The following is a 17,311-nucleotide window of genomic DNA, read 5'->3' on the forward strand; positions in this document are numbered from 1 at the left end:
AAACGGAAACAAAATGTTTTTGAACGTGCGAATAATGACTTCATATGAAATGACAATAATGGCGAAAAGCTGAAGAAATTCGTTTCGTTTTGCTTAATGATTTATGCAAAGGAATTTCTGGGAGGAATAAAAATGTTAAATATATTACTAGTGGATGATGAGGAAGAAATAAGAGAAGGAATGGCTCGAAGAATTCCTTGGCAGCAACTAGGCTTTTTTAAGCCAATCACTGCAGAAAATGGAATTGAGGCTCTAGAATTAGCCGAAAAACTAAGGCCGGATATTATCATTACAGATATCCAGATGCCTTTCATGGACGGTTTGGAATTTATCGAGCAAGCGACTAAATTGCTTCCGGCTTCGAAATTTTTAGTTTTTTCAGGCTACGATCATTTTGAGTACGCCCAAAAGGCAGTATCTCTTAAAGTCGATAAATATCTTCTTAAACCTTTTTCCGCAGATGATTTAGCAAAAGTTTTGTGTGAAATTAAGGAAAAAATGCAAGAAGAAAAAGCGGAGCGATTGAATACTCAACGACTGCAAAAGCGCTTTGAAGAAAATATTTCCATTTTTCGTGATAATTTTTTTATCAGCTGTCTGAACGGATTGAATGAAACAGAACGAGTACTTCAGCAGCAAAGAGATTTTAATCTTCCTGAAAAGATTTCTTGCCGATTAGTTCTGTTTGAATTTCGTGGCAATTATGAATTGACAGAAGCAAGCGACCGTCCGTTTTTGTCTTTAGCAGTTAAAGATATCGCAATTGAACAAATTCGTGTTTTTGAAAAACCGCTCGTATTTTCTTATGGAGAGAATCTAGTGTGGTTGCCGATTTCTGTGACTGATGAACAAATCACTCAAATTACAAATGAGATATGCGCGACGATAACTAGCTTAGGTTCTCTGATTCTAGCGGGGATTAGTAAACGTCATTTAGCATTGATTGAATTAAAAAATGCCTACATAGAAGCACAATCAGCCCTGGATTTTAGCAGTCATCTTGACCAGCGAACGACCTTTGCAATGATTGCGGACGACATTCCTCATCACGGCAGTTCGATTTCACTGAATGCTAGTGATGTTGAGGTTAGACGATTGGTAAATGTCTTAAAGTATGGAGACGTTGAAAAAATTAGTATGTGTGCCAAAGAATTGTTTCAGCAGGCACAAAAACAAAATTTAAATCGTTTTGAGTACACGGCTTTTTTATCAGAATGGGTCGGAGTGTTAAGTAGAAATTGTTTATTGAATGAAACAAGTGAAGGAGAGACGATGATTTTTCGTTTGTCGCGGGAAATGGAATCAAAAGTTGGTCTGCCTTTTGAGGAAGGGTGTCGTTGGTTTATTGATTGTTGTTGCCAAGTTAGTAAGATCTTACAAAAGGATATCCACCAGTCCTCAAAAGGTCAAATCATGCAGGGGTTACATTATATCGCCGAAAATTTCAATGATCCTGATTTGACAGCGGATTCACTTAGTCATTATTTGCACTTAAATCCAGCATATTTCTCAGTCTTATTCAAAAAGCACACTGGGAAAACCTTTGTTAGCTATTTGACCGAGAAGCGCGTTAAAGAAGCGAAAGAGCTATTAGAAAATAGCGACGACAAAACGTATATCATAGCAGAAAAAGTAGGTTATACGGAGTCTAATTATTTTAGCTATGTTTTTAAAAAAGCGACTGGGCACTCGCCGACACGTTATCGGAAACTCTATACTAGTGAGGAGTCACTATGATGGAAAAACTGCAACAGATGATAAAAAAATTTAGTGATGCTATTTATAGAAAGGGCTTACAATTTACGTTGCTAATCTCATTTTCACTTGTTGCGGTCGTAATGATTTTGATTGTGACTTTTGTCTATTCAAAAAGACTTTCTGTTGCGCATGAAGAAATGCTGGAAGCTAATAATTCTTCAGTGATTGAGCAGGTCGCATTTGGTTTGGACCAATCGATTCAGAATATGATGCAGGCTACGAATGTCAGCTATTATGATATTTTAAAGGATGCTGATCTGGATGTTGACAAGGAGCGAGTGTCAGAAGAGCTTAGTTTTCTTTTGCGCTCCCATGATCCGCAAATCAGCAGTATTGCAGTTTTTGATAGTCATGGGGAACCACTAGTTGTGGTTCCTGCAGATCGTCCTTTTCGAAAAGGCATTTCTGTAAAAAAAGAGAAGTGGTATTTAAGCGCGATGGCGCAAATAGAAAATATTCATATCTCGGCGCCATATGTCGATAATCTGTTTAAATCAAACGGTTATGATTATCCCAGAGTCATTACCTTTAGCCGAAACGTCGAAATTAACCGTGGCGGGTTGATCTATCAAGGTGTGTTAATGATTAATATGAATTTTGATGCTGCGGAAAGAATTTTGACCCAATCCGATAATAGTATGGGCAGTTTCTTTCTGACCCAGTCTTCAGGTAATGTGATCTATCATCCACAGCAGATTTTGTTGGATCAAAAATTATTAGCATTACCCAACCAGATTAAAAACAAGAGTCAAGATGGTGTTTATCGAGATGATAGTCAAAAAGATTCTCAAATTGTGACAATCAAGACGATGGGATATACGGGTTGGAAACTCGTTCGCGTAGAACCAATCAGCGAAACAATCCCCAAACTCACAGATAATCGTGTCGTCATTTGGGGGCTGGCGTTAATCGCTTGTTTATCTTTGCTGATTATCAATCTAGTCATATCATCTAGAATCACTACTCCTTTGAAAAATCTAGAAAAAGCGGTGACCCAGATCGAAGAAAATCTGGATGACCTAACAATTCCGGAAGAAGGAACCTTTGAAATTCAACATTTGTCCCATGCATTAATGACGATGACGGATACTATGAAGCGTTTAATGAGAGATATTGTAGTTCAGCAGGAGAAGATTCGAGAAAATGAATTGTCTGTTCTGCAAGCTCAGATTAATCCGCACTTTTTATACAACACCTTGGATTCTACTGTTTGGATGATTGAAAGTGGACGTTATGATGGGGCAATTCAGATGATTACAGCTCTGGCGAAACTGTTTCGTCTTAGTCTTAGTAAAGGGAAAAAGATAATTACAATCGGTGAAGAACTTGAACATGTTCGGAATTATCTAATGATTCAAGAAAATCGTTATAAAAATAAATTTGTTTGGACAATTCTTGTTGAAGAAGAATTGAAAGACCATCCTTGTTTAAAATTGATTGTTCAACCAATTGTAGAAAATGCGATTTATCATGGGATGGATTATATCTATGAGGATGGAGAAATCAATATTCGGGCTTACCGAATTCCAGAGGGGATCAACATTGATGTTGAAGATAATGGACCGGGTATGACGGAAGAACAAGTGAAAGCGCTTGTAAAAGGCGAAGTCAAATTTAAAAAAGGATCTGGTGTTGGTTTCCGTAACGTAGCTGAACGAATCAAACTTCATTATGGCCCTAAATTTGGTCTCACTGTGATTAGTGAACCAGATGAGGGGACTATCGTTAGGATCTTGATTCCTTTTGAGGAGGCGGAGGCACAAAATGGTAAATAAAAGAGGGCGTGTGTTTTTGATTATCAGCTCCATCTTTTTGGTTTTATCGGGTTGGTTTTATTTTGGTAGTCCCACTAATGACAAAAATCCGCAAATTGAAGTATTGATTGCTGCCGAAGAGAACAAGTGGCAGCTAGATCGACTGAAGGCTGGTCTGGAACAAGCGGCTAAAGAGCTTGATAGTGAGGTTATTTATACAGAAATATCTAGAAGTGAGTATCGCCGTCAACAAGAAGAAGTCTCGGCAAGAACAGACGATATGTATAAAGGCATTCTATATGGAGGCCCCGTTGATCGTAAATTAGTCGAAAAAAACCAAGAAATAGTTAATTTAGAAGCGGCGGATTTTCAGCACAAAATAAATGAAAAAGAAAAGATCGTTAGTGCAGATTTTCAAAGAGGAGCCACACTTGGAAAATATTTAAGTAGACAGCTTTCCACCACTAGTCAGGTTGTCTATTGGCAAGACAAGAGTTGCGCCGATCCTGAAGGAAGAGTCGCTGGTTTAGAACGACACTTGAAAAGCAAGCAGCAAGTCGATTGTGTTTCTGGGAAAGTTGAAACTCTAATTCAACGTTTAAACAGTTACTCAAATGGAAAGAATGTCAGTCTGGTAATGGATACTCCTCAGCAGTTGACGGATTATTTAGAGTCCTCTAAACATGATGAGAGTAAGAATTATTTGCGGGGGTATCTACTAGAATTTTCTGACAAGATATTGGCCGCTATCGATGACGGGGATATTTTGGCTGCCGTTTTTCAAGATGATTATTCCCGTGGATATCAAAGTATTTACCAACTGATTGATTCAGATCAAAAGAAGAAGCAAAAAAATTTGGGAGATCGAGTCATCGATAAACAAAATTTATTTTCTCAAGATTTGGAGCCGTTACTGTTTCCTTACAATGAATGAAAAAGGTGAGTTGAATGAAAAAGTTGAGTTTCAGAATAGCATTGCTTTTCTTTGCTCTGTCTTTTCTCTTTTTAGGACTGGGTTTGAAAAATTATTATCAAAAGCAGCAAAAGGAACAGGTTTTTAAGATTGGAGTCCTCCTGTATCGTGGAGATGATGAATTTATATCTACAGTTGCAGATTCTTTGGAAAAAAAGAAAGCAGAATTCAAAAAAAAATATGGTCAAGAAATGGTTATTACTTTCAGGGATGCAAAGCAAAACCAATCTGTACAAAACCAGCAGGTAGATTATATCTTACAAAATGACTATGACGCATTGGTTGTAAATACAGTTGATCGTACTGTAGCTTCAGGAATCATTGAAAAAGCTAAACAAGCGTCCGTACCAGTCATTTTCTTTAACAGAGAGCCAGTGGAAAAAGACCTTGAACGTTGGGACAAAGCTTTCTATGTTGGAAGCAGTGCACGCGAATCTGGTGAACTGGAAGCTCAGATCGTTGTAGACCATTGGAAAAAGAATCCACAAAAGTTAGATCTCAATGGCGATGGGTTCTTACAGTATGTTCTGTTAGAAGGTGAAGAAACGCATCAAGATTCTCTTATCAGGACCGAGTCATCGATTCAATACTTGACGGATGCGGGCATCAAATTGCAACGTTTACATCGCGGAACGGCTGATTGGATGAGACGACCAGCCTATGATCTGATGAAAAATTGGCTGAATGAAGGTGATGACAAAATCGAATTGGTCATCAGTAATAATGATGATATGGCATTAGGCGCGCTAGATGCAGTCAATGATTCAAAAATTAACTATTTGCCGACGATTGTTGGTATTGATGGAACTAAGGCGGCAATTGATGCGGTCAATGCTAAAAAGATGTTGGGAACAGTGATTAACTCGAATGAAGAACAGGCAGAGATGATTATTGATCTAGCTGCAGCCTGTGGAATGAAGCAAAATGTTCGGTCAGCGGTTCCAACAATTAAAGGACAGTACGTTTGGGTACCGTATAAAATTTTTACAAAGTAGTACAGAATGATAAGGATTGTAAACAAGGCGTAGTAAGATAAAAAAGGACAGATTAAAATTTTTGGTGACTCCTTTTTCTTACGGAAATAAATTTTAAAGAAGTTTGAAGAGTCTCGGAGCTTTTTTTTAATTTTCTATGAAAAGAACGAGAAAGAGCTCTATTTCTACAAGACTGTGATAAACTATCCCTAAGAAAATAGTGAAGGTAGGGAAATTATGCGCACTGTTATTACGTTTTTAATTGTTTTTGGCGTTTTAGTGATCGTCCATGAATTCGGACATTTTTTCTTTGCAAAACGTTCAGGAATTTTAGTTAGAGAATTTTCAATCGGCATGGGTCCCAAGCTGATTGCTCATATGGGAAAAGATGGCACCACCTATACATTACGATTATTACCAATTGGCGGTTATGTCCGAATGGCTGGGCTAGAAGATGAAGAGACCGAGCTGAGTCCAGGCACCCCGCTTTCAGTTGAATTGACGTCTAAAAATGTGGTTCGCCGCATCAATGTCAGCAAAAAAGTCCAGCTACCTAATAGTATTCCGCTGGAGCTGATCGCGGCGGATTTGGTGGATGATTTAACTATCAAAGGATATGTGAATGGTGATGAGAGTCAAGAGATGACCTACAAGGTTCTGCACGATGCCACGGTCATCGAAGAGAGCGGGACGGAAGTCCGGATCGCTCCACGAGATGTTCAATTTCAATCGGCTAAATTAGGTTCACGAATCTTAACGAATTTTGCCGGACCAATGAATAACTTTATTTTAACGATAATTTTATTCATCGCTTTAGCCTTTATTCAAGGCGGGGTAGCGGATTACAATACAAATCAAATCGGTTCGGTTGAAGCTGGCAGTCCAGCGGCACAGGCGGGTATGAAAGATCACGACGCGATCGTTTCCATCGAAGGAAAGAAGGTTCAATCGTGGGAAGACTTAACCAAACCAGTTACTAGCAGTCCTGGAAAAGAATTATCGGTTGTGATCGAACAAGGAGGCAACCAAAAGACGATCGAGATGACTCCAAGAAGTGTTGAAAGTAACGGCCAAAAGGTTGGTCAGATCGGTGTGACACCATATCTTCGGACGGGCTTTTTTGATAAGATCATGGGTGGTTTGACTCAATCGTGGGATATGACGAAAAATATTTTCAGTGCATTAGGTTCTCTGTTCACTGGTTTCAGTTTGAACAAACTAGGTGGTCCGGTGATGATGTTCAAGATGTCTGAGGAGGCCTCTCAGCAAGGCGTGAAAACTGTCATTTATTTAATGGCATTACTTTCTGTCAATTTAGGAATCGTAAACCTTTTGCCGATTCCGGCATTTGATGGCGGGAAAATTTTGTTGAACGTGATTGAAGGAATTCGCGGCAAACCCCTTGACCCCGAAAAAGAGGGCTTGATCACGATGATCGGTTTTGGCTTTATCATGTTGTTAATGATCATGGTGACCTGGAATGACATTCAACGCTTCTTCTTTTAAAATGAAAGGATCGAAATTTTTTCGGTCCTTTTTCTAATGCAAACATAAAGGAAAACAGTTATACTGAAACATACTTGAAAAAGTGAAGGAGATGTCCATTTGTCTAAAAATCGTGAGTTATTCGAAAATTTATTACGACAAATTGAATTGGCAGATGAAGAACAGCAACATCCAATGATCCAAGCATCAGAGATCAAGGAAGTCGTTGTTCATGAAAAATCACGGGTCTGGGAATTTTTTATCCAAACACCGGAAATTCTTCCTGCAAAATTATTTTATGCGTTCCACCAAAAGTTATTGCTTGCTTTCCAATCCATTGCGCAAGTGAAATTACATATTATTCCAGAAGACAATCAGTTTGCGGAAGAAACTTTGCAGAATTATTGGCAGCTCGCTTTAAGCGAACAGGATTGTGATACGCCGTTAGTTAAGCAAGTGTTAAGCAAACCTTTGCCAGTAATCCAAGGAAATCGAATCGTTTTATTAATCGACAATGATTCGGTGATTCCGGTCTTGAAACAGCAGTATCTACCTTTGATCGAAGAAAATCTTGTTTCCTTCGGTTTTCCTCATTTACGTATTGATCCTGAAGTGGACAAGGAACAAGCAGACAAAAAACTGCAAGAGTTTGAAGTTCGCAAACAAGAACAGGCGCAAGCAATGCAAGAACAAGCGGCTGCCAGCATCGCTCAGTACGAATCGAAGAAAAAAGAGAAGAAGGAAAGCGCCGCTCATTTTGATGGTCCAATCCAGATGGGACGAAACATTCCCGCTGATGAAGCGATCACACCGATGGGTAACATTATTGAAGAGGAACGACGCATCACGATTGAAGGCTTTATTTTTGATAAGGAAGTCCGAGAGCTACGTTCTAAACGTAAAATCTTAATCATCAAAATGACCGACTACACGTCTTCTTTTGTCGTGAAAAAGTTTTCTAATGGCGAAAAGGACGAGGCTATTTTTGATGCGATCGAAAATAAAAGCTGGATCCGTGTGCGGGGAAGTGTACAAGAAGATACCTTTATGCGCGACTTGGTCATGAATGCACAAGATATCCAAGAGGTAAGACATCCCGAACGGAAAGATACAGCTAAAGAAAAACGTTCTGAATTGCATTTGCATACCAACATGAGTACGATGGATGCTATCAACAATGCCAGTGACTTAGTTGCACAAGCTGGAAAATGGGGCCATAAAGCAATTGCGATCACCGATCATGGCGGTGCCCAATCATTTCCTGAAGCTCACGCGGCTGGGAAAAAAGCCGGCGTGAAAATTTTATATGGTGTGGAAGCCAATGTAGTGTCAGACGGTGTGCCAATTGCCTATAATGATGCCCATGTAGCCTTGACGGACGCGACTTATGTTGTATTTGACGTAGAAACCACCGGCTTGTCGGCGGTTTATGATACGATCATCGAATTAGCGGCAGTGAAGATGCATAAAGGAAATGTCATCGAGACTTTCGAAGAATTTATTGATCCCGGACATCCTTTGTCAGAAACGACGATTAATTTAACGGGGATTACAGATGAAATGGTTCGTGGTTCAAAACCAGAAAAAGAAGTCATGGAATTGTTTGAAAAATTCTGTGAAGATTCGATCCTTGTCGCTCATAATGCGACCTTCGATATTGGCTTCATCAATACGACTTATGTTCGTCACAATATGCCGGAAACACCCAATCCAGTGATTGATACATTGGAATTAGCTCGTTTTTTGTATCCTGAATTCAAACGTTTTGGGTTAGGTGTGTTGACGAAAAAATTTGGGATTAACTTGGAGCAGCATCACCGGGCGGTTTACGATGCGGAAGCAACGGGGCATTTAGGTTGGCTGTTTGTCAAAGAAGCCATTGAAAAACACGAGATGAATTATCATGATCAATTGAATGATCATGTTGGCGAAGGCGATTCTTATAAACGAGCACGACCTTTCCATGCGACAATCTTGGCAAAGAATCAAGCGGGCTTGAAGGATCTATTTAAATTAATCTCTATGTCAAATATCAATTACTTTGAACGGGTACCGCGGATTCCTCGCTCGCAATTAAATAAACTGCGAGAAAATTTATTAGTCGGCTCCGCTTGTTCACAAGGTGAAATCTTTGAAGCGATGATGCAAAAAGGGGTGGAAGAAGCCAAGAATCGGGCAGCCTTTTATGACTATATCGAAGTCATGCCTAAAGCGGTCTATGCGCCACTAATCGAACAAGAGCTAGTGAAAAACGAAGCAGACTTGGAAGACATCTTACGGAATCTGATCCAAATTGGAAAAGAGTTGAACAAAACAGTCGTCGCAACTGGCGATGTTCACTATTTGAATAAAGAAGACGCAATTTATCGCAAGATTTTGATCAGCTCGATGGGTGGGGCGAATCCATTGAACCGTCACAGCTTACCGGATGTTCATTTCCGGACGACCGATGAAATGTTACAGGCCTTTAGTTTCTTAGGTCCTGAATTGGCCAAAGAAGTTGTTGTTGACGGACCAAATACGATTGTGGACACTTGTGAAGAAATTATTCCGGTCAAAGATGATTTGTATACGCCAAAGATCCCTGGTTCTGAGGAAGAAATCAAAGATTTAAGTTATAATCGCGCTCGGGAATTGTATGGTGATCCACTGCCTGATATTATCGAGAAGCGGTTGGAGAAGGAATTGACTTCGATCATCGGAAATGGGTTCTCCGTGATTTATTTGATCGCACAAAAACTGGTGCATAAAAGTAACGCTGATGGTTATTTAGTTGGTTCACGGGGGTCAGTGGGGTCCAGTTTCGTTGCGACGATGACTGGGATCACTGAAGTTAATCCATTGCCGCCTCATTATTATTGTCCAGAGTGTCAATACTCAGAATTTTTCGAGGACGGTTCCTATGGGTCAGGTTTTGATATGCCAGAAAAAGCTTGTCCAAAATGTGGTGCTCGACTAAATAAAGACGGTCATGATATTCCGTTTGAAACCTTCTTAGGCTTCCACGGAGATAAGGTTCCCGATATCGATCTGAACTTCTCAGGCGATTATCAAGCAGAAGCGCATAACTATACGAAGGTCTTATTTGGTGAAGAATATGTCTATCGTGCTGGTACGATCGGTACGGTTGCGGATAAGACGGCCTATGGTTTCGTGAAGGGCTATGAACGTGATCATAATTTGCATTTTCGGAATGCCGAAGTCGATCGTCTAGCAAAAGGTGCAACTGGGGTTAAACGAACGACCGGGCAGCATCCAGGTGGGATCATCGTTATTCCCGATTATATGGATGTTTATGATTTCACACCGATCCAATTCCCCGCCGATGATCAAAACGCTGAATGGAAAACGACCCACTTTGATTTCCACTCGATCCATGACAATGTGTTGAAGCTAGATATTCTGGGACACGATGATCCAACTGTGATTCGAATGTTGCAAGAATTATCAGGGGTCGATCCTAAAACGATCCCTACCGATGATCCGGAAGTGATGAAAATTTTTGCTGGTCCGCAAGTGCTAGGAGTTGAGTCGGATCAAATTTATTCGAAGACTGGAACCTTAGGGATTCCTGAATTTGGAACGCGCTTTGTGCGGGGGATGCTAGAAGAAACCGGTCCAACGACCTTTGCGGAATTGCTGCAAATCTCTGGTCTGTCTCACGGAACCGATGTTTGGCTAGGCAATGCGGAAGAATTAATTAGTCGTGGTGAAGCCAACTTAGCAGAAGTAATTGGTTGTCGGGATGACATCATGGTTTATTTGATCCATGCGGGACTTGATAGTGGGATGGCCTTCAAAATCATGGAGACCGTACGTAAAGGTCAATGGAATAAAATTGATGACGAATTACGCGAGACCTATCTGACGGCTATGAAAGAAAATAATGTGCCAGATTGGTACATTGATTCTTGTTCTAAGATCAAATATATGTTCCCGAAAGCCCATGCGGCAGCGTATGTGTTGATGGCTTTACGGGTGGCGTATTTTAAAGTGTATTTCCCAATTCTTTATTACTGTGCGTATTTTTCTGTACGGGCGGATGACTTTGATTTAGTCGCAATGGCGAAAGGCAAAGACGCAGTCAAAGCAGCGATGAAAGCTATCACTGATAAAGGAATGGATGCTTCTACCAAAGAAAAAAATCAATTGACGGTGTTGGAATTATGTAATGAGATGCTGGAACGTGACTTTCATTTTGGCATGATTGATTTGTATAAGTCTGACGCGCAAGATTTTGTGATTGATGGGGATACATTGATTGCACCTTTCCGAGCTGTACCTGGACTTGGTTTGAACGTGGCGAAACAAATCGTTGAAGCACGAAAAGACGGAATCTTTTTATCAAAAGAAGATTTGGCTTCGCGAGGGAAAGTTTCTAAGACGCTGATTGAATATATGGATACTCATGGCGTTTTGAAAGATTTACCTGATGAAAACCAACTTTCATTGTTTGATATGTAAAGAAAAAGATAAATTCAAGCTTTAAATGAAAGAAAATTCCGCTGTGAAAATGACACGGTTGAATTTTCAATAAAATTATGCTACTATAACAATGTAATCAAAGACTGATGGTGAGTGAGCGGATTTTTCGCTCACTCTTTTTAATGGATAAAAGGAGGCTGACAGTTTGAGCAGTGTAGTCGAAACAGTGACTGATCTAGTAATGCCAATCTTAGATGAACAAAACTTTGAATTAGTTGAAGTGGAATTCGTCAAAGAAGGAAAAAGTTGGTTTTTAAGAGTGTATATCGATAAAGAAGGCGGCATTGATATTGAAGAGTGTGCCTTTGTGAGTGAAAAACTTAGCGATAAGTTGGATGCGATCGATCCTGATCCAATTCCCCAAGCTTATTTCTTAGAGGTTTCCTCTCCTGGAGCGGAACGTCCATTGAAAAAAGAAGAGGACTATCAAAAAGCAATTGGTCAATACATCAATATCTCGCTTTATCAAAATATTGATGGCGAAAAGCAATACCAAGGCTTTTTAAAAGAACTGACTGACGATGAATTAACATTGACAGTTAAAATCAAAACACGGACTAAAGAGATGGTTTTCGAACGTAAAAATATCGCCAAAGCCCGTTTTGCGATTGAGTTTTAAAAATCAAACCTATTTTCTTTAGAGAATAGATTTCGTTAATATGAACTAGGATGTCAGTCCAACTTTTCGCAATTTCGTCTAGTAAGAAATGGATTAAGTTTAATCCCCAAAAATTATACGAGTTGTGTAGTTGGATGATATACGTGGTGAAAATCAAACCTATTTTCTTTAGAAAATAGATTCGTTAATATGAACTAGGAGGAAAGAAAAAATGAGTAAAGAAATGCTGAATGCGTTGGATACTCTCGAAGCAGAAAAAGGTATTTCAAAAGAAATCGTCATCGACGCGTTAGAGGCAGCGCTAGTTTCTGCCTATAAACGTCATTATGGACAATCACAAAATGTTGAAGTTGAATTCAACGAAAAGAAAGGCGATATCCATGTCTACGCTGTGAAAGAAGTAACCGAAGAAGTTATGGATTCACAACTAGAAGTATCACTGAAAGAAGCGATGGAAATCAATCCAGCTTATGAAATCGGTGATACGATTCGTTTTGAAGTGACACCAAAAGATTTCGGTCGGATCGCCGCACAAACAGCGAAACAAGTAATCTTGCAACGTGTCCGTGAAGCCGAACGTAGCATTATCTATAACGAATACAGTGCTTATGAAAAAGATATCATGCAAGGTGTTGTTGAACGTCAAGATAATCGCTATATTTATGTGAACTTAGGTAAGATCGAAGCGGTTCTTTCGAAGCAAGATCAAATGCCTAATGAACATTATCAACCTCACGATCGAATCAAGGTTTACGTCTCTCGCGTTGAAAATACTTCAAAAGGCCCACAAGTTTTTGTAAGCCGCAGTCATCCAGATTTATTGCGTCGTTTATTCGAACAAGAAATTCCCGAAGTCTATGATGGCATTGTGGAAATTGTCAGCATCGCTAGAGAAGCTGGGGATCGAGCAAAAGTTGCGGTACGTTCAACGGACCCTAACATTGATCCAGTCGGCACTTGTGTCGGACCAAAAGGCCAACGTGTCCAAGCCATCGTCAATGAATTAAAAGGCGAAAACATGGACATCGTTGAGTGGAATGAAGACCCAGCAGTCTTTATCGCAAACTCTTTGAACCCTGCTCAAGTTGAAGATGTCATCTTTGACATTGACAATCCAAAAGTTTGTACGGTAGTTGTACCTGATTATCAATTGTCATTAGCGATTGGTAAACGTGGTCAAAATGCTCGTTTAGCAGCCAAATTAACGGCTCACAAAATCGACATCAAATCTGAATCAGACATGGAAGAATTTTACGCCAATTATGAGGAAGCAGAAGTCGAAGAGGTAGAGAACGAAGAACCAACAGTTGAAGCAACAGAAGAAAATTTAGATGAAATTACTCCTGATATGACAGCAGACGACATCGAAAACGTTGCTTTCGATCAAGAGGAAGAGTAATTTATGGGAGGACAGCAAATGAAAAAAAGAAAAATTCCTTTGCGCAAATCGGTCGTTTCCGGTGAAATGTTCCCTAAAAAAGAATTAATTCGGATCGCTAAGTCAAAAGAAGGCGAAGTTTCCATTGATCCTTCAGGTAAGAAGCCTGGGCGAGGTGCTTATATCGCGTTAGAGCCGGCGGAAGTTGAAGAAGCTTGGAAAAAGAAAATCTTAGATCGCAATCTTGGAACGGACTTAAGTGATGAATTTTATCAAGAACTACTCGATTATGTGAAACACCAAAAAGCCAGAAAAGAGCTCTTTGGCGATGAATAGAGAAAAGGCCTTGAACATGTTAGGCCTTGCAATGCGTGCAGGCAAACTGATTACAGGGGAAGACCTGACAATCAACGAGATTCGCAGAAATAAAGTGAAGCTCGTGATCGTCACAACGGATGCGAGTGAGAACACTCAGAAAAAAGTATCCGATAAAAGCAAGTATTATCAAACGACATGTTTTGTCGAATTTACTCAAGGAGAAATTTTAGGCGCGATTGGCAAACCTCGAAAAGTGATCGGGATTTTAGACCAAGGCTTCGCTAACAAAATCATGACGTTAATAAAAGGTTAGGAAGGTGATTGCATGGGAAAAAAAAGAGTATACGAATTTGCCAAAGAAGTGAATCAATCAAGTAAGGATGTTGTAGAGAAAGCAAATGCTTTAGGAATTGATGTAAAAAATCATATGGGTTCATTGTCCGGAGACGATGAAACAAAATTAAAGCAGGCTTTTACTAACAAATCGCAAGCAAATACTCAAGCAAAACCATCAGCTAACCAGCACGAAAAACCAAAATTCCATGGAAAGAGCTCTAAGAACAACCCAAATTTCCAGAATAGAAAAGGAAATAAAGACTTGACACAAACTAATAAGCAGAACAACTCAGCGAACGCAAACCGTTCGAACCAAGGACAACAACGTCCACAAGGTAACACAAATAATTCACAACGTACTAACCAAGGACAACAACGTCCACAAAGTAACACAAACAATGCGCAACGTACTAATCAAGGACAACAACGTCCACAAGGTAACACAAACAATGCGCAACGTACTAATCAAGGACAACAACGTCCACAAGGTAACACAAACAATGCGCAACGTACCAACCAAGGACAACAACGTCCACAAGGTAACACAAACAATGCGCAACGTACCAACCAAGGACAACAACGTCCGCAAGGCAACACAAACAATGCACAACGTACCAACCAAGGACAACAACGTCCGCAAGGCAACACAAACAATGCGCAACGTACTAACCAAGGACAACAACGTCCACAAGGTAACACAAATAATTCACAACGTCCAAATCAAAACCAAAGTCAACGTCCGGCGCAAAACGCTTCAAATACACAACGTTCGAACAGCAACACGCAAGGTCAACGTTCAAACCAAAGCGGCGGCGGACAAGGACAAGGCGGCAATCAAAACCGCAACAAAAATAATAATTACGGTAACCAAAACCGCGGCAATAGCTTCGGAGGCAACCAAAACCGTAATAAGAACCGTTTCAATAAAAAAGGCAAAAAAGGTAAACAGCAACAAAGCAACAAGCCTGCTGTACCACCACGTAAATTCCGTGAGTTGCCTGAAGTATTGGAATACACGGTTGGCATGAATGTGGCGGATATTGCTAAAAAGATCCACCGCGAACCAGCTGAAATCATCAAAAAATTATTTATGATGGGTGTTATGGTCAACCAAAACCAACCATTAGATCAAGATACGATTGAATTGTTAGCAACGGATTATGGCATGGAAGCAGAGGAAAAAGTTCAAATCGATATTGCTGATATCGACCGTTTCTTCGATACCGAAGAAGTGAACGAAGACAATTTAGTTTCCCGTCCACCAGTTGTTACTATCATGGGACACGTCGATCATGGGAAAACGACGTTGCTTGATACTTTACGTCATTCACGTGTAACAAGTGGAGAAGCCGGTGGGATTACGCAGCATATTGGTGCTTACCAAATCGATATCAACGGCAAACCAATTACATTCCTAGATACTCCAGGACATGCGGCCTTCACAAGTATGCGGGCCCGTGGTGCAAGTATCACCGATATCACGATCTTAGTTGTCGCAGCCGATGACGGTGTAATGCCGCAAACAATAGAAGCAATCAACCATGCGAAAGCGGCGAAAGTGCCGATCATCGTAGCGGTGAATAAAATCGATAAGCCAGGCGCAAATCCACAACACGTGATGCAAGAATTAAGTGAATACGAATTAATCCCTGAATCATGGGGCGGCGATACGATCTTTGTTGAAATTTCAGCGAAATTCAATCAAAACATTGAGGAACTATTAGAAATGATTCTTTTAGTTGCTGAAGTGGAAGACTTGAAAGCTGATCCAACACAACATGGGATTGGTACAGTCATCGAAGCACGTCTTGATAAAGGCAAAGGACCAGTTGCAACGTTGTTAGTTCAACAAGGAACGATGAAAGTCGGCGATCCAATCGTTGTCGGAAATACTTATGGTCGTGTTCGTGTCATGACGAATGATATTGGTCGTCGTGAAAAAACGGCTGGCCCAGCAACTCCAGTTGAAATTACTGGTTTGAATGATGTACCGCAAGCGGGGGATCGCTTCGCAACCTTTGATGATGAAAAAACAGCCCGGGCTGCTGGTGAAGAACGTGCGAAACGTGCGTTATTGGAACACCGCAACTCAAATGCACGTGTCACTTTAGACAACTTGTTTGAATCGCTTAAAGAAGGCGAATTGAAAGAAGTCAATGTTATTATTAAGGCAGACGTTCAAGGTTCGGCAGAAGCATTAGCTGCATCATTGCAAAAAATCGATGTGGAAGGCGTTCGTGTGAAGATCGTCCATTCAGCTGTTGGTGCAATCAACGAGAGTGATGTCACCTTAGCCGCTGCAAGTAACGCGATTATTATCGGGTTCAACGTTCGTCCTACACCGCAAGCTAAACAACAAGCTTCTGCTGAAGAAGTGGACATTCGCTTGCACCGGATCATTTACAAAGCCATCGAAGAAATCGAAACAGCGATGAAGGGTATGCTTGATCCTGAATACGAAGAAATCATCACCGGTCAAATGACTGTTCGTGAAACATATAAAGTTTCTAAAGTTGGAACGATCGCTGGTTGTTACGTTAACGAAGGCGTTATCCAACGAGATAGCGGCGTACGGATTATCCGTGACGGTATTGTTATCTACGAAGGCAAGCTTGCCAGCTTGAAACGTTTCAAAGATGATGTGAAAGAAGTTAAAATGGGCTTTGAATGTGGTGCCATGATTGAAAACTTCAATGACATGAAGGTTGACGATGTGATCGAAGCCTTCGTTATGCAAGAAATTAAACAAAAATAATCGGTTCAGCGAGGTAGTTTAGGGTGTGTCATATTTTACCACATGCCCTAAGCTATGGTGATACCGAATTTATAAGTAAAGACAGGAGGCCATCGTTATGCCAAATTATCGCGATCGTCGTCTAGCACAAGAAATCTTAAAAGAAGTCAATGACATCTTACGTAAGAAAGTTCGCGACCCACGAGTCCAAGATGTGAATATTACTGATGTTCACGTGACTGGTGACTTGCAGCAAGCGACGATTTATTACAGCTTATTATCTGATAAAGCTTCTGATAAACAAAAAGCGCAAGAGGGCTTGAACAAAGCAACTGGTTTAGTTCGTCGTGAACTAGGACAAGCGTTGTCGATTTACAAGACGCCCGAATTGTTTTTTGAATTGGACGAATCAGTCGAATACGGTTCTAAGATTGATCAAATGATCCGTGATTTAAATAAAGAATAACTCCCTTAGAATGTACCGACCCCCAAAAGTT

At 40.3% G+C, this 17,311-nt stretch carries 12 protein-coding genes; all 12 read left to right on the top strand.

What is annotated here, in order from left to right; genetic code table 11:
• The first annotated feature begins 132 nt into the window (after positions 1–132).
• The 12 genes from RV00_RS02485 to rbfA all read left to right on the top strand — a co-directional run bounded on the left by RV00_RS02485 (position 133) and on the right by rbfA (position 17,280).
• Positions 133–1,737, top strand: a complete 1,605-nt coding sequence (locus RV00_RS02485) for a response regulator transcription factor (RefSeq protein WP_071861016.1) — start codon at positions 133–135, stop codon at positions 1,735–1,737.
• Positions 1,737–3,533, top strand: coding sequence for a sensor histidine kinase (locus RV00_RS02490; RefSeq protein ID WP_169818920.1), 1,797 nt, complete (start codon positions 1,737–1,739; stop codon positions 3,531–3,533). Before RV00_RS02485 ends, RV00_RS02490 begins: the two co-directional genes overlap by 1 nt.
• Entirely contained in the window at positions 3,523–4,446 is a 924-nt protein-coding gene (locus RV00_RS02495; RefSeq protein ID WP_071861018.1) for a sugar ABC transporter substrate-binding protein, read from the top strand. Before RV00_RS02490 ends, RV00_RS02495 begins: the two co-directional genes overlap by 11 nt.
• A 14-nt stretch (positions 4,447–4,460) precedes the next feature.
• A complete protein-coding gene (locus RV00_RS02500) occupies positions 4,461–5,480 on the top strand; it encodes a galactose ABC transporter substrate-binding protein (protein WP_071861019.1) in 1,020 nt (339 codons plus the stop codon).
• A 216-nt stretch (positions 5,481–5,696) separates the two neighbouring features.
• Positions 5,697–6,965, top strand: coding sequence for an RIP metalloprotease RseP (gene rseP / locus RV00_RS02505; RefSeq protein WP_071861020.1), 1,269 nt, complete (start codon positions 5,697–5,699; stop codon positions 6,963–6,965).
• Positions 6,966–7,064: 99 nt separating this feature from the next.
• On the top strand, positions 7,065–11,408 hold the full coding sequence (locus tag RV00_RS02510; protein WP_071861021.1) for a PolC-type DNA polymerase III: 4,344 nt from the start codon (positions 7,065–7,067) through the stop codon (positions 11,406–11,408).
• A 166-nt stretch (positions 11,409–11,574) separates the two neighbouring features.
• Positions 11,575–12,048 (top strand): ribosome maturation factor RimP, encoded by a 474-nt coding sequence (gene rimP, locus RV00_RS02515; RefSeq protein WP_071861022.1) that lies wholly within the window; start codon positions 11,575–11,577, stop codon positions 12,046–12,048.
• 211 nt (positions 12,049–12,259) lie between these two features.
• Complete coding sequence (gene nusA, locus RV00_RS02520) at positions 12,260–13,447, top strand: transcription termination factor NusA (protein WP_071861023.1); 1,188 nt, start codon at positions 12,260–12,262, stop codon at positions 13,445–13,447.
• Positions 13,448–13,465: 18 nt separating this feature from the next.
• Entirely contained in the window at positions 13,466–13,762 is a 297-nt protein-coding gene (gene rnpM, locus RV00_RS02525; protein WP_071861045.1) for an RNase P modulator RnpM, read from the top strand.
• Positions 13,755–14,057 carry a L7Ae/L30e/S12e/Gadd45 family ribosomal protein gene (locus tag RV00_RS02530; protein WP_071861024.1) on the top strand — a complete coding sequence of 101 codons (303 nt, stop codon included), beginning with the start codon at positions 13,755–13,757 and terminating at the stop codon, positions 14,055–14,057. The genes rnpM and RV00_RS02530 overlap by 8 nt, the downstream gene beginning before the upstream one ends.
• Positions 14,058–14,069: 12 nt before the next feature.
• On the top strand, positions 14,070–16,835 hold the full coding sequence (gene infB, locus RV00_RS02535) for a translation initiation factor IF-2 (protein WP_071861025.1): 2,766 nt from the start codon (positions 14,070–14,072) through the stop codon (positions 16,833–16,835).
• 97 nt (positions 16,836–16,932) lie between these two features.
• The gene (gene rbfA / locus RV00_RS02540; protein ID WP_071861026.1) at positions 16,933–17,280 is read left to right on the top strand and encodes a 30S ribosome-binding factor RbfA; all 348 of its coding nucleotides are present in this window, start codon (positions 16,933–16,935) and stop codon (positions 17,278–17,280) included.
• Positions 17,281–17,311 lie beyond the last annotated feature (31 nt).

It is taken from the genome of Enterococcus devriesei, assembly GCF_001885905.1.
Taxonomy (GTDB): Bacteria; Bacillota; Bacilli; order Lactobacillales; family Enterococcaceae; genus Enterococcus_A; species Enterococcus_A devriesei.